Source organism: Microbacterium sp. bgisy189, assembly GCF_057707225.1.
Window position 1 is genome coordinate 156,688 of sequence record NZ_JBYIPT010000001.1, and the last position, 22,379, is coordinate 179,066.

20 protein-coding genes are annotated in these 22,379 nt (G+C 69.8%); 11 read left to right on the forward strand and 9 right to left on the reverse strand.

The features are described 5' to 3' along the window. Positions 1-13: 13 nt before the first annotated feature. Together cydB and AC3ENX_RS00835 are read right to left on the reverse strand one after the other, a co-directional pair. Positions 14-1,045: a cytochrome d ubiquinol oxidase subunit II gene (cydB, locus tag AC3ENX_RS00830; protein WP_434809948.1), complete on the reverse strand. Its 1,032-nt coding sequence runs from the start codon at positions 1,043-1,045 to the stop codon at positions 14-16. 9 nt (positions 1,046-1,054) lie between these two features. Next, a complete protein-coding gene (locus tag AC3ENX_RS00835; RefSeq protein ID WP_434809949.1) occupies positions 1,055-2,473 on the reverse strand; it encodes a cytochrome ubiquinol oxidase subunit I in 1,419 nt (472 codons plus the stop codon). A gap of 186 nt (positions 2,474-2,659) precedes the next feature. On the opposite strand from AC3ENX_RS00835, the gene fdhD reads away from it, so the two are divergent. Next, a complete protein-coding gene (fdhD, locus tag AC3ENX_RS00840; protein ID WP_434809950.1) occupies positions 2,660-3,547 on the forward strand; it encodes a formate dehydrogenase accessory sulfurtransferase FdhD in 888 nt (295 codons plus the stop codon). On the opposite strand, the gene AC3ENX_RS00845 is transcribed toward fdhD, so the two are convergent. After that, positions 3,495-4,142, reverse strand: a complete 648-nt coding sequence (locus AC3ENX_RS00845; RefSeq protein ID WP_434809951.1) for a winged helix-turn-helix transcriptional regulator — start codon at positions 4,140-4,142, stop codon at positions 3,495-3,497. The genes fdhD and AC3ENX_RS00845 overlap by 53 nt on opposite strands. A 98-nt stretch (positions 4,143-4,240) precedes the next feature. On the opposite strand from AC3ENX_RS00845, the gene AC3ENX_RS00850 reads away from it, so the two are divergent. The 5 genes from AC3ENX_RS00850 (at position 4,241) to AC3ENX_RS00870 (ending at position 12,099) form a co-directional block, all read left to right on the forward strand. Next, the gene (locus AC3ENX_RS00850; protein ID WP_434809952.1) at positions 4,241-6,898 is read left to right on the forward strand and encodes an FtsX-like permease family protein; all 2,658 of its coding nucleotides are present in this window, start codon (positions 4,241-4,243) and stop codon (positions 6,896-6,898) included. Then, entirely contained in the window at positions 6,895-9,639 is a 2,745-nt protein-coding gene (locus tag AC3ENX_RS00855) for an FtsX-like permease family protein (protein ID WP_434809953.1), read from the forward strand. Before AC3ENX_RS00850 ends, AC3ENX_RS00855 begins: the two co-directional genes overlap by 4 nt. Beyond that, positions 9,639-10,613: an ABC transporter ATP-binding protein gene (locus tag AC3ENX_RS00860; RefSeq protein WP_434809954.1), complete on the forward strand. Its 975-nt coding sequence runs from the start codon at positions 9,639-9,641 to the stop codon at positions 10,611-10,613. The genes AC3ENX_RS00855 and AC3ENX_RS00860 overlap by 1 nt, the downstream gene beginning before the upstream one ends. Further along, entirely contained in the window at positions 10,606-11,304 is a 699-nt protein-coding gene (locus tag AC3ENX_RS00865; RefSeq protein ID WP_434809955.1) for an ABC transporter ATP-binding protein, read from the forward strand. Before AC3ENX_RS00860 ends, AC3ENX_RS00865 begins: the two co-directional genes overlap by 8 nt. A gap of 87 nt (positions 11,305-11,391) precedes the next feature. Then, the gene (locus AC3ENX_RS00870; RefSeq protein WP_434809956.1) at positions 11,392-12,099 is read left to right on the forward strand and encodes a lysophospholipid acyltransferase family protein; all 708 of its coding nucleotides are present in this window, start codon (positions 11,392-11,394) and stop codon (positions 12,097-12,099) included. Between the two features lie 9 nt (positions 12,100-12,108). Here the strand turns inward: AC3ENX_RS00870 and AC3ENX_RS00875 are convergent, their stop codons facing one another. The 3 genes from AC3ENX_RS00875 to AC3ENX_RS00885 all read right to left on the reverse strand — a co-directional run bounded on the left by AC3ENX_RS00875 (position 12,109) and on the right by AC3ENX_RS00885 (position 14,331). Continuing rightward, positions 12,109-12,549, reverse strand: coding sequence for a GNAT family N-acetyltransferase (locus AC3ENX_RS00875; protein WP_434809957.1), 441 nt, complete (start codon positions 12,547-12,549; stop codon positions 12,109-12,111). Positions 12,550-12,584: 35 nt separating this feature from the next. Continuing rightward, positions 12,585-13,142, reverse strand: coding sequence for a dihydrofolate reductase family protein (locus tag AC3ENX_RS00880; protein ID WP_434809958.1), 558 nt, complete (start codon positions 13,140-13,142; stop codon positions 12,585-12,587). A 154-nt stretch (positions 13,143-13,296) separates the two neighbouring features. Further along, the gene (locus tag AC3ENX_RS00885; protein ID WP_434809959.1) at positions 13,297-14,331 is read right to left on the reverse strand and encodes an LLM class flavin-dependent oxidoreductase; all 1,035 of its coding nucleotides are present in this window, start codon (positions 14,329-14,331) and stop codon (positions 13,297-13,299) included. A 203-nt stretch (positions 14,332-14,534) separates the two neighbouring features. On the opposite strand from AC3ENX_RS00885, the gene AC3ENX_RS00890 reads away from it, so the two are divergent. Beyond that, a complete protein-coding gene (locus AC3ENX_RS00890; protein ID WP_434809960.1) occupies positions 14,535-15,482 on the forward strand; it encodes an aldo/keto reductase in 948 nt (315 codons plus the stop codon). A 50-nt stretch (positions 15,483-15,532) separates the two neighbouring features. Beyond that, entirely contained in the window at positions 15,533-16,285 is a 753-nt protein-coding gene (locus AC3ENX_RS00895; protein WP_434809961.1) for a sulfurtransferase, read from the forward strand. Positions 16,286-16,315: 30 nt separating this feature from the next. Here AC3ENX_RS00895 and AC3ENX_RS00900 read toward each other — a convergent pair whose 3' ends face one another. Next, a complete protein-coding gene (locus AC3ENX_RS00900) occupies positions 16,316-16,891 on the reverse strand; it encodes an RrF2 family transcriptional regulator (protein ID WP_434809962.1) in 576 nt (191 codons plus the stop codon). A 19-nt stretch (positions 16,892-16,910) separates the two neighbouring features. Between AC3ENX_RS00900 and AC3ENX_RS00905 the strand changes: the two genes are divergently transcribed. Beyond that, a complete protein-coding gene (locus AC3ENX_RS00905) occupies positions 16,911-17,834 on the forward strand; it encodes a sulfite exporter TauE/SafE family protein (protein ID WP_434809963.1) in 924 nt (307 codons plus the stop codon). 49 nt (positions 17,835-17,883) lie between these two features. Here the strand turns inward: AC3ENX_RS00905 and AC3ENX_RS00910 are convergent, their stop codons facing one another. Continuing rightward, complete coding sequence (locus AC3ENX_RS00910; protein ID WP_434809964.1) at positions 17,884-18,462, reverse strand: DUF805 domain-containing protein; 579 nt, start codon at positions 18,460-18,462, stop codon at positions 17,884-17,886. A gap of 243 nt (positions 18,463-18,705) precedes the next feature. On the opposite strand from AC3ENX_RS00910, the gene AC3ENX_RS00915 reads away from it, so the two are divergent. Then, positions 18,706-20,031: an O-acetylhomoserine aminocarboxypropyltransferase/cysteine synthase family protein gene (locus AC3ENX_RS00915; RefSeq protein WP_434809965.1), complete on the forward strand. Its 1,326-nt coding sequence runs from the start codon at positions 18,706-18,708 to the stop codon at positions 20,029-20,031. Further along, a complete protein-coding gene (locus AC3ENX_RS00920; protein WP_434809966.1) occupies positions 20,028-21,344 on the forward strand; it encodes an LLM class flavin-dependent oxidoreductase in 1,317 nt (438 codons plus the stop codon). Before AC3ENX_RS00915 ends, AC3ENX_RS00920 begins: the two co-directional genes overlap by 4 nt. Before the next feature lie 89 nt (positions 21,345-21,433). Here AC3ENX_RS00920 and AC3ENX_RS00925 read toward each other — a convergent pair whose 3' ends face one another. Continuing rightward, positions 21,434-22,357 carry an ABC transporter substrate-binding protein gene (locus AC3ENX_RS00925; RefSeq protein ID WP_434809967.1) on the reverse strand — a complete coding sequence of 308 codons (924 nt, stop codon included), beginning with the start codon at positions 22,355-22,357 and terminating at the stop codon, positions 21,434-21,436. Between the last annotated feature and the right edge of the window lie 22 nt (positions 22,358-22,379).

The following is a 22,379-nucleotide window of genomic DNA, read 5'->3' on the forward strand; positions in this document are numbered from 1 at the left end:
TCGACGGACGAGGTCAGTGGGCGACGGCCTCGGCCTGCTCGATGCGGGCGCGGGTGACACGTTTGCGGAACACCCAATACGTCCAGCCCTGGTACAGCAGCACGAGCGGCAAGAAGATGAGTGCGGCCCAGCTCATGATCGTGAGGGTGTAGTCGGTGCTCGACGCGTTCTCGATCGTGAGGCTCCCGGCCGGGTCACCCGACGACGGCATGACGTAGGGGAACAGCGCCAGCCACAGCGTGAGCACGGCGAACACGATCGTCACGGCGCCCGCGGCGAAGGCCTTGCCGTCCTTGTCGACCCAGTTCAGGGCGACGGATGCCAGCAGTGCCACCGCCGCGATCGCACCGCACACGATGACCGCCCACAGCAGCGGCGCCTCGCGGCCCGCGGCGATGACGATGGTCCACACCACGGTGCCGGCGGCGAAGAGCACCGCGGGGATCGCGAGCTTCTTGCCGAGCGCCTGCGCGCCGTCGTGCACCGGCCCGTCGGTCTTCAGCCCGATGAAGTACACGCCGTGCAGCCAGAACAGCAGCAGCGTGGTCGCGCCGACCCACAGGCCGTAGGGGTTCAAGAGGGTGAGCACGGTGCCGGTGAACTCGTGGTCGGCATCCAGCGGCACGCCCTGCACGATGTTGCCGACGGCGACGCCCCACAGCAGCGCCGGCAGCACCGAACCCCAGAAGATCATCCGGTCGAAGCCCCGCTTCCAGCGCAGCGAGTCGCGCTGATGGCGGTACTCGAACGAGACGCCGCGGGCGATGAGGGCGAGCAGAATCACCAGCAGCGGCAGGTAGAACCCGCTGAACAGGGTCGCGTACCACTCCGGGAACGCGGCGAACAGGCACGCGCCGGCGACGATGACCCACGTTTCGTTGAGGTCCCACACGGGGCCGATCGTGTTGATGACCTGGCGGCGCGACACCTCATCTTTGCCGAGGAAGGGGAGCGACATGCCGACGCCGAAATCGAACCCGTCGAGCACGAAGTAGCCGACGAAGAGCACTCCGACGATGAAGAACCAGAGGTAGGCGAGATCCATGGTGTGCTCCTAGTAGACCGTCGTCGGCAGTTCGTCGGGTGCGTCGGCTTTCGAGCCGGGCTCGGTGACCTCTTCTGGCCCCTTCTGGGCGGCTTTGAGGATGAGGCCGAACTCCACGACCGCGAGCGCGGCGTAGGTGAGGGTGAAGGCGATGAGCGAAGTGAGCACCTGCCAGCCCGGCACCGACGGCGAGACACCGTCCTCGGTGAGCATGAGGCTGAACACGATCCACGGCTGGCGGCCCATCTCGGTGAACACCCAGCCGACGAGGTTGCCCAGCAGCGGCAGCGGCGCCGCCCAGATCGCGACCTTCCACATCCACTTCGCCACGGGGCGCTTCGCGTTCTTGCGCGTGACCCAGAGACCCGCGACGGCGACGAGGGTCGCGGCCCCACCCAGGCCGATCATCCAGCGGAACGACCAGTACGTGACCCAGATGACCGGCATGTAGTCGACGCCGCCGCCGAACATCTCGGTGTACTCGGCCTGCAGATCGTTGAGGCCTTCCACACACCCGTCGAACGTCTGCGTCGACAGGAACGACAGCAGATACGGCACCCGCAGCGACCAGATCTCCTCGGTGCCGTCGGGGGTGCCGATCGAGAAGATCGAGAAGGACGCATCCGCTCCGCAGGCCGTGTTCCACAGCGCTTCGGCGGCGGCCATCTTCATCGGCTGTGTCTCCACCATCACCAGGCTCAGCTGGTCGCCGCTGAGGGCGACGCCGGCGAACGAGACGATCATGAACCACATGCCGAACCGCAGCGACTTGCGCATCGGCTCGAAGTGCTGTCCGCGGCTGAGGTGCCACGCCGACACGGCGATCACGACGGCCGCGGCGAACATCCACGCCGCGAAGATCGTGTGCGGGAACGCGGCGAGCACCACCGGATTGGTGAGCACCGCCACAAAGTCGGTGAGCTCGGCCCGCCCGGTCTCGGCGTTGAGGGTGTAGCCGACCGGGTTCTGCATGAACGCGTTGGCGGCGAGGATGAAGTAGGCCGACAGGGTCGAGCCGACCACGACCATCCAGATCGACAGCAGGTGCAGGATGCGGGGGAGTCGGTCCCACCCGAAGATCCACAGCCCGATGAACGTGGCCTCGAAGAAGAAGGCGAGCAGGCCCTCGAAGGCCAGCGGTGCGCCGAAGATGTCGCCGGTGAACCGGGAGTACGCCGACCAGTTCATGCCGAACTGGAACTCCTGCACGATGCCGGTGACGACGCCCATCGCGAAGTTGATCAGGAAGATCTTGCCGAACAGTCGTGTCAGCTGCAGCCAGCGGATGTCGCCGGTGCGGTGCCACACGGTCTGGAAGATCGCGGCGACCAGCGCCATGCCGAGCGTCAGCGGCACGAACAGGTAGTGATAGAGCGTCGTGAGACCGAACTGCCAGCGGGCCAGCAGCAGCGGATCGAGAAAGTCCATCGCGGGTCCTTTCGAGCGCGCCGGGGAGGACCGGCGCAGGTCCTTTCGAGCGTCTGAAGGTCACGCTACCGAGTCGCGCGAGCCCGCGCGACGGCCCGGGCCGTGACAAATGCGGACTACGCTCGAACGACGGTTTACCCCCGCAATGGGCGGGCGGCCTGCAATGGGGGAGGGACGTGATCTGAGATGGGCCGCATCACGGCGCGAACTCCTGTCGTCCGCGTTCGCATCGGCGACGGGGCCACCAGGCGCGCTGACGTCCTCGCGGTCGAAGAGCCGCTCGAGATCCGGCTCGGCGGGCAGCCCTACGTCGTCACGATGCGCACGCCGGGGCACGACGTCGAACTGGCCGCGGGCTTCCTTGCCGCCGAGGGCGTGATCACCGCGGCGGGCGATCTCGCCGCCGCCATCCACTGCGGCGGCCCCGGCACCGGCGGTGCCGACAACACCTACAACGTGCTCGATGTCACGCTCGGGCCTGGCGTCGAGCCCCCGCGTCGCGACCGGTCGTTCACCGTCTCCAGCGCGTGCGGTGTCTGCGGCAAGGACTCGATCGATGCCGTGCGCACCTCGAGCCGGTACGTCCTCGCCGGTGACGACCTCGAGGTCGACGCGGCGCTGCTCGCGACACTTCCCGACCGGTTGCGAGCGGAGCAGACCGTGTTCGACAAGACCGGTGGCCTGCACGCCGCCGCCCTGTTCGACGAGCGCGGCGACCTCCTCGTCGCTCGTGAAGACGTCGGCCGCCACAACGCCGTCGACAAGGTGATCGGCTGGGCGTTGTCGGCGGGGATGCTGCCGCTGCGACGAACGGTGCTGCAGGTGTCGGGTCGCGCGAGCTTCGAACTCGTGCAGAAGGCCGCAATGGCCGGCATCCCCCTGCTGTCGGCCGTGTCGGCGCCGTCTTCGCTCGCCGTCGACCTGGCGCGGGCGACCGGCATGACCCTCGCCGGGTTCGTGCGCGGTGAGACGCTGAACCTCTACAGTGGCGCGGAGCGCGTGCGGGTGGAGCTCGAGTCGGTCAGGCCGCAGGCTGATCCGACGCGACCTTCGTCGCCCGCTCCGCGAGCATGAGCTGCACGACGCACTGCTCCGGATCGCACGACGAGCGCATGCCGTCGACCGACAGTGGCCCGCCGGCGGCATCGAGCACCCCCTGCATGAGGCCCAGATGCACGCGGCAGAGCAGCTCGCGGTGCTCGGCCTGCGCCGCGGCGTGGGCGCAGGGCGTGAGGTCGATCGTCAGTTCGTCTTCGTCGACGATCGGGTCGAATCCGGCATCCATGAGGTCTTCGACGATCGCATCGATCTGGTGCAGCGCGTCGGTGTCCAGATGCGTCGGCGACGTCGCCGGCAGTACCCGCCGCATGAGATCGCCGCGCTCGGCCGCAGCCGCCACGCGCCGAGCCTGCACGTCGCTCGGCGTGTCGGTGGCGGCGCTGTAGAGCACGCGGGGGCGACCCCGGGTCGTGCGCCGCTCGGGTTCGGCGACCATGTAGCCGTCGTCGATGAGCCGTTGCACGTGCTCGCGAACCGTGTTGGCGTGCAACCCCGTCGCATCGGTCAACTCGGCCAAGGTCCGCCGCGCGCGCTGCTGCACGAGGTGCAGGATCTCTACCCTCGATGCGCTCGAGATGGCGCTGCATGCGGTGGGGCGGACAGTGGTCACACACCCATTATCGCGCAGAAATCGTCTGTGGTCAGACCACAACCTGTGAGTCTCCTGCACGCCCTCGGATAGGGTGCCCATATGCGCGGGGAGGCACAGTGATCGGGTGGCCTCGATTCGCGTGGGCGCGCGCCCGCGATGCGGCAGCACCCCTGCTCGCGCTCGCCGTCGTGGTCGCCGTCTCGGTCGCAGTCCTGCTCGGATCGGTCATCACGGTGCGGGCCATCGAAGCCGTCGAAGTGCGCGCCGCGCTGCAGGCGGCCGGCGGATCGATCAGCGCCGTCCTCACGCCGAACGAAGCGGTCGACCAGGAGATGCTCGCCGCTGCGGCCGCTGACTCGATCGCGGCGCGGGGCGCCGGTGACGCACTGGTCGTCACCGTCGAAGACGGCGCGATCGCCGTCACGACGGCGCCCGGCATCACCGGAGAAGGCGTCGGCGCCGCGCGCGCCGCGCTCGCCGAGATCGGCTCCGACGTCGGCGACGCGGTCGATGCCCGCGTGCAGGTGTCGGGCCCGTTGCGCGATCTGCTCGCCACGATCGAGGCCGACATCGAACAGGGGCGGGGACCTGCCGCCATCTCGCTGGCGCTGCTCATCGTCATCGTCGGGGTCGTCGTCGCCGCTGTCGCGGTCGAACCGGCCCGCGCCAGACGCCTCGAACTGCAGCTGCTGCGCGCCCGCGGGGCACGCGCACGCTCACTCGGCGGCAGTGCGGCCCTCGAAGCGGCAGCCGTCGCGTTCGTTGCCGGCGCGATCGGTGTGCTCGTCGCGCTCGGGATCGGTGCGCTCCTCGGGGTGCGCGCAGGATGGCTGCTGCCGGTGGCCGCAATCGCCGGATCGACAGTGGTGGCATCCATCGTCGCTGCCATCTCCACGCGGCGCGTCGCCGACAGCCGCACGACGAGGGCGCGTGTTGCCGCGCTGATCTCGGCAGTCGTGCTCGGGGCGGTGGTCACGGGCGTCGCGGCATGGCAGTTCGCGCAGACCGGTGACCCGTATGTCGTCCGAAGCGACGGCTCCCTCGTGCTCGACCCGATCGTCGCCGTCGCGCCCGCACTCGTCCTGCTGCTCGTGGCGGCGATGGCCCTGCTGCTGACGACACCCGTGGAGCGCCTCGTCGCCGCCGCCACGGCGGGCGTCCGCGGCATCCACCCCGTCACACCGCTCCGGTTGGCCTCACGTCGGCCCGCGCGGCACGGTCTCTCGCTGATCCTGGTGGCCTTCACGGTCGGTGCGCTCACCGTCGGGATCACCTACCAGGGCTCCGTCGGTGCGCTCGGCCGCACGCCCGAAGACGTGCGTGTCGGTACGGACGTGCGGGTGTCGACGATCCCCGCCGATGTGTCGCTGGCAGAGCTCATCGCGACGGCCGATGCGGATGCCGCGATGACCGCGCGCAGCGTGCTCTCGCGCACGCGCGACCAGCGCGTCACGGTGCTGGCTGCACAATCGGCGACCCTGGGCGAGGTCATGTCTGACATCGGCGGCCTGATCGACCCCGAACGCATCGGTGAGCTCGTCGCAGTCGAACAGTTCGGCGTGCCGCTGACCGGTGCCGATCTCGAACTGGCGCTCACCGTGCCGTCGCTGGGCGTGTGGGACTTCGGGGAGGGGAATGATCCGATCGAGGTCTACGCACCTGTCTTCGTGACGCCGACCCTCATCGACGAGCACGGGTCGATCTGGACCGGGTACGCGGCCAACGCGGAGCAGGCAGGGAGAGGAGGCGGCATCGTCGAATACCCCACCAGTGAGCGGCTCGAGGCTTCGCTGACGCCACCGGAGGGCACGTGGCGGCTCGCGGCGATACAGGTCGGATTCCTCGACTTCGCGGCGGATGACGATGTTCGTGTCGCCGCATCGTCGGGCGGTTCGACCCTCGACCTGGCCGGGTTCGCCCCGTCGGCGACGACGACCGCGGATGTCGCCGTCGACGGGGCGACGTTGGTGCTCCGCGAGACCGCGATCGTCTTCGACGCGGCACCCATGCATGTCGTCGCGCCGGGCGCGGTGAGCGTGCTGCCCGCGGTCGTCACCGAGCGTCTCGCCGCCGATCTCGGGCTCGAGGTCGGCGATACCTTCACGTTGCCGCTGACGCAGCCGACCCTCGACGCCGACTTCGAACTCGCCGGCATCACGGCGCTCCTGCCGGGCACCCCCACGGGGCAGGGTGTCGTGGTCGATCTGCCGGCGCTCATGGTCGCCGGCGCCGACCAGGCTCCACCCAACGAGGTGTGGCTCGCGACCCAGCAGCCGGCAGCGACTGCCGTCGCGGTCGAATCGGCCTTTCCGGGGGTGCGCCCGATCGTGGCCGATCCCCGTGCCGACGCCAAGGCGTCCGGCGCCGCGCTCTCGCTGCTGCTCGCCGCCGGGGCGGCCGCGCTGCTCGCAGTCACGGTGCTCTTGTTGCGTCGCTCGCGGCGCCGCGATGACTCGCGCGAACTCGCGATGTTGGCCTTGCTGGGTCTCGGTCGCCGGGGCGCGGCCCGCGTGCGGGCGCGTGAAGATCTCGCGACCGTGGTGCTCGGGGTCGTCAGTGGCGTGCTCGCGGGCATCGTCACCGCGGTGCTGGTGGTGCCATCCCTCGTCCGCATCGCGTACGGCAGACTGCCCGACGATGTGACGGTCTCGCTGGTCGTGCCGCCCGTGCCGATGATCGTCATGGTGGTGGTCGTCGTCGCCTTGTTCGGCGCGATCGCCCTGTCGGTGAGGGCGCCCACGGACCTCGCCCATGCGCTGCGGGAGGACGAATGACACGTTCGCCCGGACTGTTCCACCTGCTGCGACGTCGCCTCGCGACACCGCGCAGCGCCGCCCTCGTCATCGTCGTGCTGGTCACCGTGGCCGCGTTCGTGATCGCCGCTGCGCCGCGTGCGCTCGTGGCGGTGGAGCGCGCCGAGGTCGCCCATCAGATCGACGGCATCGCGCCGACCTCGCGCGACCTCACGGTCGAGGTGCTGGGCGGCATCATGGGTGGCGCGGCCGACGACCCCGCCGTTGTCGAGCGCTGGGACGACGGTGCCGCGGACGAACTCGGTGCAGTGGGGCAGGCGCTCGCCGACCATCGGGCCGACTTCGACCCGGCGCTGGCAGGGCTCGCCGGTGAAGGCGAGTTCTACGTCGTCGAAGACCCCGTCATGGTTGTGCCGTGGCAGATCCCCGCCGACGATCCGCTGTCGGTCGTGCAACTGCTCGCCGAACCGGCCGCGACCTCGCACCTCGAGCTCGTCGACGGAGCGTGGCCGTCGGCATGGACTGATCCCGGTGGCGTACCAGAGGGGCAGCCCGACTCCGGAGAACCGATCGAGATCGTGCTCGCGGTCGACGCCGCGGAGCGGATGGGGTGGCCGGTCGGGCAGGAACGCGGCATCCCGATGTCGGTTGCACGCCCCGCGTCGATGAACTGGCAGCTGTTGCCCACGATGCGGCTCGTCGGCACCGTCGAGGCCGTCGATCCCGACGCCGAACGCTGGCTGCACCTGCCACCTGCACTGACCGCCACCTACTTCGACGACGGCGATCGTCGACCCACCGCGACTGCGGTCGCCTGGGTCAACCCTGCGGGCTGGACGAACATCTGGGAGATGAGCCGGTCGCTCGTCGCCTGGTATCCCGTCGACGGCGAGGGAGCGCTCCAGGCGGATGCCGGAGACCTGCTGTCCGCGGTCCGGGGTGCGACCGCCGGCGCCGTGCCGCTGGAGACCACCGGCACGCAGCGCGGCCGGTTCGAGACCGACGTGCGCGACGTGCTGCAGACCTCGCTTGCCCGGGCAGGCAGCGCCGGCGCCATCCTCGCGGTCGCGACCGTCGGGCCGCTCGCGGTCGCCGTCTCGATCATCGTGCTGGCCGGCACCCTCATGATCCGGCGTCGACGCGTCGACCTCGCCCTCCTGTCGGCACGCGGGGCGCCGGCCTCACGGCTGCGCCGCCTGCTGTTCATCGAGGGCGCACTGCTGGGGCTGCCCGCTGCGGCCGTCGGCGCGGCGGCGGGGGTTGTCCTCACCCCCGAGGATGCCGGACCGCTGCCGACCATCGTCGCGGTCCTCGTCGGCCTCGCCCCTGCACTCGCGCTCGCCTTCTCGCTGCGCACGAACCTGCGCGAACGGCGTGACGCCGATCCGCGGGCGCACGGTCGGGCGAGGGTGCTCACCGAAGCGACGGTCGTGCTGCTCGCAGTCCTTGCGGTCGTGCTGCTGGTCGTGCGCGGCATCGGCGACGCGACCGCGGGCATCGACCCGCTCGTGGTGGCGGCGCCGCTGCTCGCGACCGTCGCGCTCGCGCTCGTCGTCGTGCGACTGCATCTCGTGCCGCTCACCGCGGCCCTCGCGATCGCACGCCGTGGCCGTGGGGTCGTCTCGCTCGTCGGCGCCGCGCGCAACCTGCGCGACCCCGCGGCAGGCACGACGGCAGTGCTCGCAATGCTCGTCGCCGTCGCGATCGCCGTCTTTTCATCGATCGTGCTCGCGACCGTCGACCGCGGCGCCGCAGTGGCCGCCCAGCGCGACGTCGGCGCCGACATCCAGCTGTCCGGGCCGTACTTCGAGGCCGACGTCATCGAGCGGCTGCGCGGTGTCGACGGTGTCGAGGACGCCGTCGGCGTGCAGCGCGGCGACTACCTCACAGTCGAAGCAGGCGACGGCCGCAAGAGCGTGCTCGTGGTCACCGCCGAGGTGGAAGGCCTTGCCGCCGTGCAGCGCGGGTATGTGTCGGCGGTGCCCGCCGGACGCATCGAGCCCGGCGCCGATCCGATCGACATCATCGTCTCGCGCGACCTGTCCGATGAGATCGGCGGCGGTGCCGCGACGATCGGCGAACGCGATGCCGACATCGTCGGCGTCATCGAACGCATCCCCGGCATGTCGATGTCGACGAACTTCGTCCTCGTCGATGCGAGCGACTACACCGACCTGACCGGCTTCGGCTTCCACCCGAGGGTCGTGATGGTCGACGTGGCCGACGGTGCAGATCCGGCCGCGGTCGCCGCAGCTCTCGACGACGCCGTCGGGCAGAACCACGCGACGCAACTGCTCGACGCCTCGAGCGCCGAGATCCGGTCCTCGCCCGCCGTCAGCGCACTGCGCGTCGTCCTGCTGTCGGCGCTCGCCGGGGCAGCCGCACTCTCGGTGCTGGCGCTGTTGCTGGTCGCCGGGGTCTCGCGCGACGCGCGCTCGCGCGTGATCGCGCTGCTGCGCACGCAAGGACTCGACCGCAGGCTTGCCCGCGGCATCGTCGCGTGGGAGTTCGCGCCACTGGGGGTGACGGCGCTCGTCGGCGGCCTGCTGCTCGGTGCCGCACTGCCGCTGTTGGCCGTGGCATCCATCGATCTGCGGCCCTTCACCGGTGGATCGGTGCAGCCGGCACCCGTGATCGACCCGGTGCTGACCGCGGTGCTGGTCGCCGTCGTCGCCCTCGCACTCGGCCTCGCCGTCGTCGCCGGCGTGCTGTCGGCGCGGACGACCTCACTTGCAACCGTTCTTCGAACCGAGGAGGACTGATGACCGAACCAGACATCGTGTGCGAAGGCCTCGTGCGCATCTTCGCCGTCGCCGACATCGAGGTGCAGGCGCTGCAGGGACTCGACCTGCTCGTCGAACGCGGCGAACTCGTCGCCCTCGTCGGCGCCTCAGGCTCCGGCAAATCGACGCTGCTGACGATCCTGTCGGCGCTCGACGCCCCCACCGCCGGCAAAGCCACCGTCGCCGGGCGTGACCTCACCGCCCTCTCGTCGCGGCAGCGCGTCGACTACCGGCGCGAGGTCGTCGGGTTCGTGTGGCAGCAGACCGCCCGCAACCTGCTGCCCTATCTGACTGCGACCGAGAACGTCCAGCTCGCGCGCGCGATCGGCGGCGACCGGTCAGACATCGGCCGTGCCGGCGACCTCCTCGAGCTCGCCGGCGTCGCCGACTGCGCCGACCGCCGCCCCGCAGAGATGTCGGGCGGGCAGCAGCAGCGCGTCGCGATCGCCGTCGCACTCGCGAACCACCCGCGCGTGCTGCTGGCCGACGAGCCCACCGGCGACCTCGACGAGCATGCGTCTGCCGAAGTGCTCGCCACCTTCGAATCCGTTAACCGCGAACTCGGCACGACCGCGCTCATCGTCACCCACGACCCCGCCGTCTCTGAGCACGTGCAGCGCACCGTGCAGATCCGCGACGGTCGCACCTCGACCGAAGTGCTGCGCTGGACCCACACCGACGATGAGGGCCAGGAGCACGCCATGGCCGAAGAGTTCGTCGTGCTCGACAAGGTCGGCCGCATGCAGCTGCCGAGCGAATACCTGCAGCGCCTCTCGCTGCGCGACCGGGTGCGCCTCGAACTCAACCCCGACCACGTCGGGGTCTGGCCGGGGCAGGCCGGCGCGGCGGAGTCCCCGGTCGTTGAGCGAGCGAAGCGAGACGAAACGCCCTCTCCCGAGAGCGCGCCCACGCGCCGGAGCCTCCGCGAACGGAAGGATCATGACGATGTCTGAGACCGCGCTGCTGCACGCCACCGGGCTCTCCGTCGTGCACAAGACGCCCGCCGGCGACGTGCACGCCCTCGCCGAGGCGACGCTCACCCTCGAACCGGGAGAGTTCGTCGTGCTCGTCGGCCCCTCCGGCGCGGGCAAGACGACCCTGCTGCATGTGCTGGGCGGCATCCAGCCCGCCACGACCGGCACCGTGCGCGTGGGAGACGTCGTTGTCACCGAGGCGCCCGAGCGGGACGTCGACCGGGTGCGCCGCGACGACATCGGCTACGTGTTCCAATCGTTCGGACTCATTTCGGCGCTGTCGGCCGAGGAGAACGTCGAACTGCCGTTGCGGATCGCGGGCGCCGACCCGTCCGAGCGCGCCGCGCGGGTCACACACCTGCTGGAGCGGGTCGGACTCGCCCAACACGCCAAGCAGCGCCCAGCAGAACTCTCGGGCGGGCAGCAGCAGCGCGTCGGCATCGCCCGTGCACTCGCCGGATCGCCCCGCATCCTGCTCGCCGATGAGCCGACCGGCCAGCTCGACTCGCACACGGCCGAGCAGATGATCGAGCTCATCCGCTCCATCGCGCACGACGACGGCGTCGCCGTGCTGCTGTCGACCCACGACCCCTCGATCGTCGCGCTCGCCGACCGCGTGCTGGAGCTGCACGACGGCGTGCTGCGTGCCGGGGCGGTCGTCAGCGAGTGAGCGGGGCGGATGCCGTGGCCTGTGCCATTGGACGCCGTTGCTTGTGCCATTGGAGGCCGTGGCCTGTGGCATGGATAGGGTGACGGAGTGACCGAAGCCGTCGTGCCACCCGCGCCCGCCCCGCGACCCGGTGCCGTCTACTTCGCGGGCCGTGCGATCCTGCGCCCGCTGTTCTGGCTGATCTACCGGACACGGGTGACCGGGCGCGAACATGTGCCGCACACCGGTCCCGTGCTGCTGGCCAGCAACCACCTCGCGGCCCTCGACACCGTCATCATCCCGACGTCGGCGCCTCGGCCGGTGCAGTTCCTCATCAAGTCGGCGTACTTCACGGGGCCCGGTGTGCTCGGTAGGTTCCGCCGCTGGTTCTTCACATCGATCGGCGGTGTCGCGGTGCATCGCTCGACGGGCCGTGACGCCCGTGCGGCGCTTTCGGCGGGCAGCGGCATCCTTCGTGCCGGGAGCGTGTTCGCGGTCTTCCCCGAGGGCACTCGCTCGCGCGACGGCAAGCTGCACGAAGGACACGGCGGTGCGGCGTGGATGGCGCGCGACACAGGGGCCCAGGTGGTGCCGGTGGGACTGGTCGCGACGGGCACCGTCAAGCCTTTCGGGCACCTGTTGCCCGGCCGCCCTCGCCTCGAGGTGCGATTCGGTGCCCCGCTCGACCTCTCCGATCTCGACGGAGTCGCCGACGGCAAGGCCCGCCGCGAGATCACGGCGCGAATGATGGACGCGATCGCCGCGCTGTCAGGCCAGGAGCGTTCCGGCGCCGTCAACGCCACATCGCGCGACTGATTGGCCCGGTCACAGCGCGATCTGGTAGTGCACGAACCCCGTGCGCGCTGCGACGCGGTCATAGAGCCGGCGGGCCGTCGCGTTGGTTTCGGCCGTCAGCCAGTAGACCTTCGACGCACCGTCGTGCTCGGCCCATGCTCGCACGTGCTCGATGAGGGCTGCGCCCGCACCGGCGCCGCGGGCGTCGGCCGAGACGAAGAGGTCTTCGAGGTAGCAGTAGGCGCTCGTCGACCAGGTCGCCGGATGGGTGAGCCAGTGCACCAGCCCGACGGCCGTGCCCGACGCATCGCGCGCGATCGCTCCGTGCAGGCCGGATCCGGGGGTCGTCAGACGGCTGAACGTCGTCTCGGTGATCGCGGGATCGAGGTCGGTCTCGTAGAACGTCAGATACGCGTCCCACAGCGGTTGCCAGTCGGCACGGTCGGATGCGGTGAGCGGTGCGATCAGCATGCCTCAACCGTAGGGGAGCGGTCCGACCGGTGCGGTCACCGGGCGCGGTAGTGCAGCAGGGTGATGCCGTTCTCGAACGTGCGGAGTTCGACGAGGTCGAGGTCCAGATCGACGTCGTCGGGCAGCGCGCGCGTGCCACCGCCGACGACCTTCGGCACGATGAAGAAGCGGAAGTCGGTGACCATGCCCGCCCGGATCGCCGGTGCGGCGGTCGTCGGCCCGAAGATCTCGATCTCGCCGTCTGCGTCGGCGACGAGCTGCGCGAGCGCGTCGAGGTCGAGCGCGGCGACGAGACGACCAGTCGGCGAGGTGATGTCACCGGGAGCGAGCGTGGACGAGGCGACGACGTGCTCGATGCGCCGCCAACGGTCGGCGAACTCCTGCTCGTCGGCACCCCAGTCGTCCTGATCGGTGTCCCAGTACTGCATGAGCTGGTAGGTCTTGCGCCCGAGCACTTCGGCGGAGATCGGCGCCATCCGCTCGATGTGGAACCGGAAGACATCCTCACCCGGTCCCGACCACTGGAAATCGCCGTCGGCGTCGTTGACATACCCGTCGACTGAGACGGTTGCGGTGTAGCAGAGGGTTCCCATCGACCCAGGGTGCGCCTTCCGTCGCTCGGTCGCAACGGGGCCGTGTGCGCAACTCCTGAGTCTCCGAGATGCCGGTTGCCGCGCGCCGCGAGAGTTCGCGGTCGGCGCGGGCGGGCGGCGTGAAAACTCAGGAGTTGCGCACGGGCGACGGGCGTCAGGCCGAGGCGAGCGTGGACTGCCAGCCGAGCGCGGGGGCGACGTGCGTCGCGAAGGACTCGACGATGCGCAGGTTGAATTCGACACCCAACTGCGACGGAATCGTCAGCATGAGGGTGTCGGCCGACATGACGGCGGCATCCTGCTGCAACTGCTCAACGAGCACGTCGGGTGCGCCTGCGTACGTCTTGCCGAACGTGGAGCGCATGCCGTCGATGACCCCGATGCCGTCGCCGTCCTGGCTGTGGCCGAAGTACAGCTCGTCCTCGGCGGTCGTGATCGGAAAGACCGAGCGGCTCACCGACACTCGCGGCGTGCCGGCGTGCCCGGCATCCTTCCACGACGCCCGGAACGCATCGATCTGCTCTGCCTGCAGGATGTCGAACGGGCGACCGTCGGCCTGCGTGAGCAGGGTCGACGACATGAGGTTCACACCCATCCTGCCCGCCCATTCCGCCGAGTCGCGGTTGCCGGCGCCCCACCACACGCGCGAGCGCAGGCCGGGGGAGTGCGGTTCGATGCGCTGCATACCGGTGCCGCCGCCGAACGGGCTCTGGTTGTCGCGTTCGGCCAGGCCCTCGCCCTCGATGGCGCGCAAGAACAGGTCGAAGTGCTCGCGGGCGATGTCGGCCCCGCGCGGGTCGGTCGACCCCGTGTAGCCGAACGCCTCGTAGCCGCGGACGACGGTCTCGGGTGAGCCGCGGCTGACGCCGAGTGCGAGTCGTCCGTCGGAGATCAGGTCGACGGCGGCGGCCTCTTCGGCCAGATACAGCGGGTTCTCGTAGCGCATGTCGATGACGCCCGTGCCCATCTCGATGCGCCTCGTGCGCGCCGCGATCGCTGACAGCAGCGGCATGGGTGATGCCTGCTGGCGTGCGAAGTGGTGCACCCGAAAGTACACGCCGTTCACGCCGAGGTCGTCCATGCCCTGTGCGAGGTCGATCGCCTGATGCAGCGAGTCGCCGGCGCTGAGCTGCCTGCCGCCGCCGAGGGGGCCGTAATGACCGAACGAGAGGGTTCCGAAGCGTTGCATGACGCGTGCAACGGTACGCCCACAGGTTCTATTCCGGTGAATAGATGCCGGGAGCCGTGAAGCGATCGCGATGGCACCAACTCCGCAGAATGTCGGCGTCTCCGCACCCATATCGCCGAATCCTGCGGGCGTCGTGCCAATCTGCGGAGTTGGTGCGCGCGTCGGGATGGAATAGCCCGCCCGCGCGCGGACTTGTCACCACCATGACCCGTATCGGAGAGTTCGACGTCCTTCCCCTCTCGCTCGGCGGCAACGTGTTCGGCTGGACCGCCGACCGTGACGCCTCCTTCGCTGTGCTCGACGCGTTCCGTGAGGGCGGCGGCGACTTCATCGACACCGCCGACTCGTACTCGGCGTGGGTGCCGGGGCACGCCGGCGGCGAGAGTGAGACGATCATCGGGGAGTGGCTGGCCTCCCGCCGCCCCGAGAACGTGGTCGTGGCGACGAAGGTCAGTCAGCATCCCGATTTCAAGGGACTGTCGGCGTCGAACGTGCGCGCCGCCGCGGAAGCATCCCTCCGCCGCCTCGGTACCGACCGCATCGATCTCTACTACGCCCACTTCGACGACGCCGCGACCCCGCTCGAAGAGACCGTTGCCGCGTTCGGCGCGCTTGTGAGCGACGGCCTGGTGCGTAACGTCGCAGTGTCGAACTACAGCGCCGACCGCATTCGCGAGTGGATCCGGCTGGCCGACGAACTGGGAGTGGCAGCGCCGGTCGCCGTGCAGCCGCACTACAACCTCGTGCACCGGGTCGAGTTCGAGCGCGACATCGCACCGGTCGCCGCCGAGTTCGACCTCGCCGTCGTGCCGTACTTCTCGCTCGCGAAGGGGTTCCTCACCGGCAAGTACCGCTCCGTCGAGACCGACGGGCACGCCTCGCCCCGCGCGGGCGCGGCCGCCGCGTATGCGACTCCGGAAGGGCTCCAGCTCATCGACACGATGGGGCGGATCGCCGGCGGCCACGGCGCGTCGGTCGCAGCCGTCGCCCTCGCGTGGCTGCGCGTGCAGCCGACGGTGGTCGCGCCGCTCGCATCGGCGTCGCGCGTCGAGCAGGTCGCCGACCTCCTCGCGGGTGCCCGGCTCGAACTCGCGCCCGACGAGATCGCCGCGCTCAGCGCGATCTCGGAGCGGATGCCGGCGGGCGTTTAGGTCGCGCTCGGTCAACGACCGGGGCCGAGCGGCGCGTAGGCTGTGGTGCCGTGGCATCCGTCCTGAACATCTCCGCCTACCGCTTCACGCCCATCGCTGATCCGGCCGGGCTGCGCGAGGTGCTGCGCGAGCGCGCGGACGCCGGCGGCCTGAAGGGCACGATCCTGCTCGCCGAGGAAGGCATCAACCTGTTCCTCGCCGGTCCAGCGGACGCCGTTCGCGGCTTCGTCGACGCACTGCGCGCGGACGAACGCTTCGCCGCACTCACGACGAAGGAGAGCTGGTCCGACGACCAGCCGTTCCGCAAGATGCTCGTGAAGGTCAAGCGCGAGATCATCCGCATGGACCGTCCCACGGTCGTGCCCGCCGACGGTCGCGCCCCCGCCGTCACCCCCGTGACGCTGCAGCGCTGGCTCGAGCAGGGGCACGACGACGACGGGCGCGAGGTCGTCATGCTCGACACCCGCAACGCGTTCGAGGTCGACTACGGCACCTTTGCGGATGCCGTGGACTGGCGCATCGACCGCTTCACGCAGTTCCCGGATGCGGTCGCCTCGCACCGAGACGAGCTCGCAGGCAAAACCGTCGTGAGCTTCTGCACCGGCGGCATCCGCTGCGAGAAGGCCGCGATCGTACTGCGCGAAGCGGGCGTCGAGGCCTACCAGCTCGAAGACGGCATTCTCGGCTGGTTCGAGCAGATGGGCGGCGCCCACTGGGAAGGCGACTGCTTCGTGTTCGACCAGCGCGAGGCGCTCACGCCCGCGCTGCAGATCATGGACCCGGTCGCTACCAGGCGTCTGTGACGGGTCTCCGGCCGCCGACGGCGGAGAACCTCAGCGGCGACGATCCGCGCCGGGGCTGTCGAGCGCGGCAGTGACGTGCGGGGGGAGTCGGTCGGTCGCGACGTCGGCGATAGTCGTGCGCTCCAAGACGTCGCGCAAGGCGACGCGTGTCGCGAGCCAGACCTCGCGCAGGGCGCTCGTCGGCGCGGGGTAGTCCAGATTCTCCGGTGGCTCTCCACGAACGTCGGCGAGCGGACCTTCGACGGCCCGGATCACATCGGCGATGGTGACGGTCGTTGCCGGAGCGGCGAGTGTGTAGCCCCCCGTCGCACCGCGTCGGCTCTTGACGAGCCGCGCCGTTCGCAGGTCGGCGAGGATCTTGAGCAGGAAGGCGACGGGGATCGCTTGCTGGTCGGCGATCGCATCTGCCGACATCGGCGCATCGGGTTCCTGGGCGGCGAGCACCACCAGTGCACGGACGGCGTAGTCCGCTTTTGCTGTGATGCGCATGGTCTGATCTTGCCTGATGTCGGTGGCCGACGACACATTGCGAAATCTCTGCTGGTGCACGGGCCGAAACAGGACTATTTTGATCCAGTAAGTCCGATCATGTGGGGTGGTCGGCACCGAACGTTGGAGACTCACCGTGGAACGACTGATCATCTTCGCCCTTGTCGGGCTCGCCGCGCAGACGGTGGACGGCTCGCTGGGCATGGCGTACGGCGTCACTTCGAGCACGCTGCTGCTCGCCGCCGGTGTGGCGCCCGCCGTCGCTTCGGCGTCCGTGCACCTCGCAGAGGTCGGCACGACCGCTGTGTCGGGCTTCGCGCACTGGCGATTCGGCAACGTCGACTGGCGGGTCGTCGGGTGGATCGCGATTCCCGGTGCGATCGGCGCGTTCGTCGGCGCCCACGTGCTCACCGGCTTCGCCACTGACGCCGCCAAGCCCTGGATGGCGCTGATCCTGCTCGCCCTCGGCGTCTACGTCATCGCGCGTTTCGTGTTCCGCCGGCCGCCGCGCGTGGCCCGTGATGCTCGCCCGCGCCGTGTGCTGCTCGCTCCGCTCGGTCTGTTCGCCGGCTTCATCGACGCCACCGGTGGTGGCGGCTGGGGACCGGTTGCGACGCCGACGCTCATCTCGAGCGGAAAGATGGACCCGCGACGGGTCATCGGTTCGGTCTCGGCAGCGGAGTTCGCAGTCACGGTCGCCGCGAGCGTCGGCTTCCTGCTGGCACTCGGCACCGCCGGCATCGACTTCGGCATCGTGCTCGCGCTGCTGGCCGGCGGCGTCATCGCGGCGCCGTTCGCCGCCTACCTGGTACGCAAGGTCTCGCTCCCGCTGTTGGGCGCCCTCGTCGGCAGCGTGATCCTGATCACCAACTCGCGGACGATCCTGCGCGAGTTCAACCTCGAACAGCCGTGGATCTACCTCGTGCTCGTCGCCGTCAGTGTCGCGCTCGTCGTCCTCGCGATCCGCAAGAACCGCGCCCTGAAGGCAGCCGATGCCGCGCTGCGTTCCGAGAGTGGTGAGGTCTCCGACGACGACAAGTCGCAGCTCGCGGCCCGTTGATCGCAGACAGACGCCCCCCACCTCAGTCGAGGTGGGGGGCGTCTGCCGTTCACGGATACTTGCTGGGCTGACAGCACACCACGATCAAGAAGATCGAGCCGCCGGGAACGAGCGAGAGGAAGATCCAGGGCCATGTCCACCCGGCATCCCGCATCCGTCGGACGGTGACGGCGAGGGTCGGCACGTACACGGCGAGGGCGCCGGCGATCAGCGCGAACGCGACCAGGAAGCCGATGAACGGCACGAGCACCGCGATGGCTCCGCCCAGGAAGCAAATGACCGTGAACAGCGTGAAGTACCAGTACTCACTGCGACTCGCGCGTCCGTCGAACTGGGCGTACTTGGCGAAGACGACCTTGATCGCCTCGCCCATCCCGTTCACGATCGGCCGGTTGTCGATCGGAGTGCGCCACGCGCCGACCGGGATCTCGTACCCGGGTGCCGTCGTCTGCGGCGCCGCATATCGCACGGCCGCCTGCGAGCCGGGCGCAGCCGACACCACCGCGCCGGGTGTGGTGCGTGCGGGGGTCGTCTGCACGCCCCAGCGCGAGCCGTCCCACCAACGCAGCAATCGCGAGTCTTGCGGGTCGGCATACCAACCGGGTGCGGCCTGATGCGGTGTGGACACGTCGTCTCCTCGGGTCGGGGCTTGGTCAAGGGTAGGGGGCTCAGCACGAGAGCCACGACACAATGTCGCCGATGATGCTGACGCAGGTCCAGGTGAGCGGCGTGGTGTCGAGGCGCGTCGGCGTGCGGATCCCCATGCGTCTCACGCTATCGGCGCCCCGCCGTAACACGACGACACCCTGATAGGTCGGGTGCGCGGGAGGCGGCACGATGGGGTGTCGAGTCACGAATGGGAAGGTCGACGATGGGCGCAGCGGACTGTACCGGGTTCACGACGCGGCAGGTGCACGCGGGTGAAGGGAGCGGCGGCGCGACGCCGCGCGCAACCCCGATCTACCTGACGGCCGGCTTCAGCTTCGGCGAGTACGGCGATGCGGCCGCGCACTTCGGCAACGGCGAGGGGTACGCGTACACGCGGATCGGCAACCCCACGGTCGAGACCGTAGAACGCACGATCGCCGACCTCGAGGGCGGCTCGCAGGCGCTGCTGCTCGCAAGCGGTCAGGCCGCGACCGCCGTGGCACTCATGAGCATCGTGTCGGCCGGGCAGCACATCGTCTCGTCGAACCACATCTACGAGGGCACCCGCGGTCTGCTCGTCGACAGCCTGTCGCGCTTCGACATCTCCACCGACTTCGTCGACGATCTGAACGATCCGGCAGCGTGGGAGCGCCTCATCCGTCCCGAGACCCGCGCCCTGTTCGCGGAGTCGATCTCGAACGGACCCAACCGCATCCTCGACATCGAAGCGATCGCCGAGGTGGCGCACCGTCACGGCATCCCGCTCGTCATCGACAACACGCTCGCGACGCCCTACCTGCTGCGTCCGCTCGAGCACGGCGCGGATGTCGTGGTGCATTCGGCCAGCAAGTTCCTCGCCGGTCACGGTGCCGTGCTCGGCGGCGTCATCATCGACAACGGACGGTTCGATGCGGCCTCGACGGGCGTGCTGTTCCCGCAGCTCACGGAGGTTCCCCGCGGCTGCACGCAGAGCTTCGCGGGCCGCGCCGCCGGCGACGCCCGCATCGCCTATGCCCGTGAGAGCGTCGCGCCCCGCTTCGGCCCCACGCCGTCGCCGCTGAACGCGTTCCTGATCGGCCAGGGCATCGAGACCCTCAGCCTGCGCGTCGAACGGCAGACCGCCAATGCCCGCGCCCTCGCCGAAGCGCTCGCCGCGCACCCGCAGGTGGCGCAGGTCGACCACCCCGATCTGCCCGGTCACCCCGAGCATGCGCTCGTCGAGCGTTACTTGCCTGCAGGCCCGGGCGCCGTGTTCACGATCACGCTGCGCGGCGGCGACGAGGCCGCGGAGCGGTTCGTCGAGGCGCTCGAGGTCTTCACGCACATGACACACATCGGCGACGTCCGCTCCCTCGTGCTGCACCCGGGCTCGACGAGCCACACGCTGCTCGACGCCGAGCAGAAGGCGGCCGTCGGGGTGTACCCCGGCACGCTGCGCCTGTCGATCGGCATTGAGGATGCCGCCGACCTGATCGCCGATGTGACGGCCGCGCTCGAGGTGCTCGAGGCCGTCGCGCCCGCGGACGTGCCGGCGGCAGTGTCGGCGTGACCAGCCTGCAGCATTTCGGCTGGTTCCTGGCCCGGGGCTTCGGCCCGCAGGGGTGGGGCGCGGCTGGCTGGGACTGGGGCCACGACTGGACAACGCCTGCGTTGTACGCACAGTCTGCACAGCTGTTGGAGCAGGCCGGGTTCGACTTTCTGCTCATCGAGGACGCTCCGTCGATGGGGTCGCCCGAGACGATCGATTTGCGGGTGCGGCACGCGTTCGGTGGGCCCAAGCACGACCCGCTCATGCTCGCGCCGTACCTGTTCCAGGCGACGCGTCACCTCGGTGTGATCCCGACCGTCAATCCGGCGGCGATGCTGCCCTACACGGCGGCGCGTCAGTTCGCGACGCTGCAGCATCTGTCGGGGCACCGGCTGGGGCTCAACGTCGTGACCGACACCGGCAGTGCGCGCCACTTCGGTGATGCGCCGCCGCTCGCGCACGACGCCGCGTATGACCGCGCCGAAGAGTGGCTCGCGGGTCTGCGGTCACTTTGGCGCAGCTGGAACGACGGCGCCCTCGTCGCCGACACCACCACCGACGTGTACGCGGACGGCTCGAAGATGGATGCCGTGCGTCACCGCGGCGAGTACTTCGCGTTCGACGGCCCACTCAACGCCATCCCGTTCGAGCATGGCGAGCCGGCTATCGCTTCACCGGGCGGATCCGGCAGAGGGCTCGCATTCGCGGGCGCGAACTCCGACATCCAGCTCGCGCTCGCCCCCCTGCACGAGCAGAGCGTCCGTGATTACAGGGCGCGCATCCATGCGGCGGCAGTCGAACGCGGCCGCTCGGCCGACGACATCCGCATCATGTTCGCGATCCAACCGGTGATCGTCTCGAGCATCGAAGAGGCCGACCGCATCGTCGGTGCGTCTGCCGCCCCCGACGATGCGGCCCTGCTGGCGATCGCGCGCAAGCAATCGAGCGACCTCGAGACCGACCTCACGGCGCTCGATCTCGACCGCCCGCTCGACCTCGGTGTCTTTGGCGAACACGTCTCGCACGGCAGCATCCGCCGGCTCACCGGTGACCGCGACGTCTCGTCGACGCCGCTCCGGGCGCATCTTTCCGCCCTCGCCAAAGCGGGACGCATCTCCGATCGCACCGGGTTCGTCGGGACGGCCGAGGAGTTCGCCGACATGATCGAAGAGCTCGGCGAGTGGGGCAACGACGGCGTGCTGCTGTGGGGCGACCTGCACCCGGTCACCCTGCACCGCACCCTCGACGAACTCGTTCCGGTGCTGCGTCGCCGCGGCATCCTGCGCCGCGACTTCGAGGCCGGTGGCCTGCACGCCAACCTTCGCGCCTTCTGACGCCTTCGCGAGCCCTCATACATTTCGCGAGCCCTCACGATCTGCGGGGCAGACCATGAGGGCTCGCGTGGATCGTGTGGGTTCGAAGGTCAGCCGAGGCCGTTCTCCGCGAGCCAGTCGGTCGCGATGTCGGCAGATGAACGCTGGTCGACGGTCGACTGCACGTTCAGCGCGACAAGGCCTTCGGGGCTGAGGGCGGCGCTCACGTCGTTGATGACGGCCGCAGCGTCGTCGGCGAAGTCGCCGTTCACCAGCGGCACGACGTTCGATGCCAGGAACAGGCCGTCCGGATCGGTGAGCGTGACGAGGTCCTGCGTCTCGATGCGCGGGTCGGCGCTGTAGACGTTGGCGATCTGGATGTTGCCGGCGACCAGTTCGTCGACCGTGGTGTCACCGGTGGCCTGGAACTGCACGTCGACGCCGTACTTGTCCTTGAGGCCGCTGGGGCCGTACGGGCGCTCCTCGAGTTCGGGCGCGCCGCCGAGGACGAGGGTGCCGTCGACGTTCGCGAGGTCGCCGATCGCGTTGAGGTCGTGCTCGGCAGCGAATTCGGCCGTCACGTTGTACGAGTCCTGGTCAGTCGCGGGAGACTGCTCGAGTACGGCGAGCCCATCCGGCAGTGCGTCGGCGAGCGCCGCATAGACCTCTTCAGAACTGGTCACGGTGGCCGCCTGATCGTAGTGCTGCAGCAGGTTGCCGGTGTATTCGGGGAACAGGTCGATCGACCCGTCTTCGAGCGACGGCAGGTAGGCGTCGCGCTGCCCGATGTTGAACTGTCGTTCGACCTCGAAGCCTGCGCCTTCGAGGGCCTGCGCATAGATCTCGGCGATGATCTCGTTCGAGTAGTAGGCCTGCGAGCCGATGACGATCGTGTCGCTCGTCTCGCCGGTGTCGCCGTCCGGCTCGTCGCCGGAGAGCGGGTCGCTCGTGGCGCAACCGGTGAGGGCGACCGCGGCGATCACCGCCGTGCCGAGCGCGAGCGCGAGGCGGGTGCGTGTGCGTGTGCGGGACATGGTGGGTACCTCCGTGTGGTGG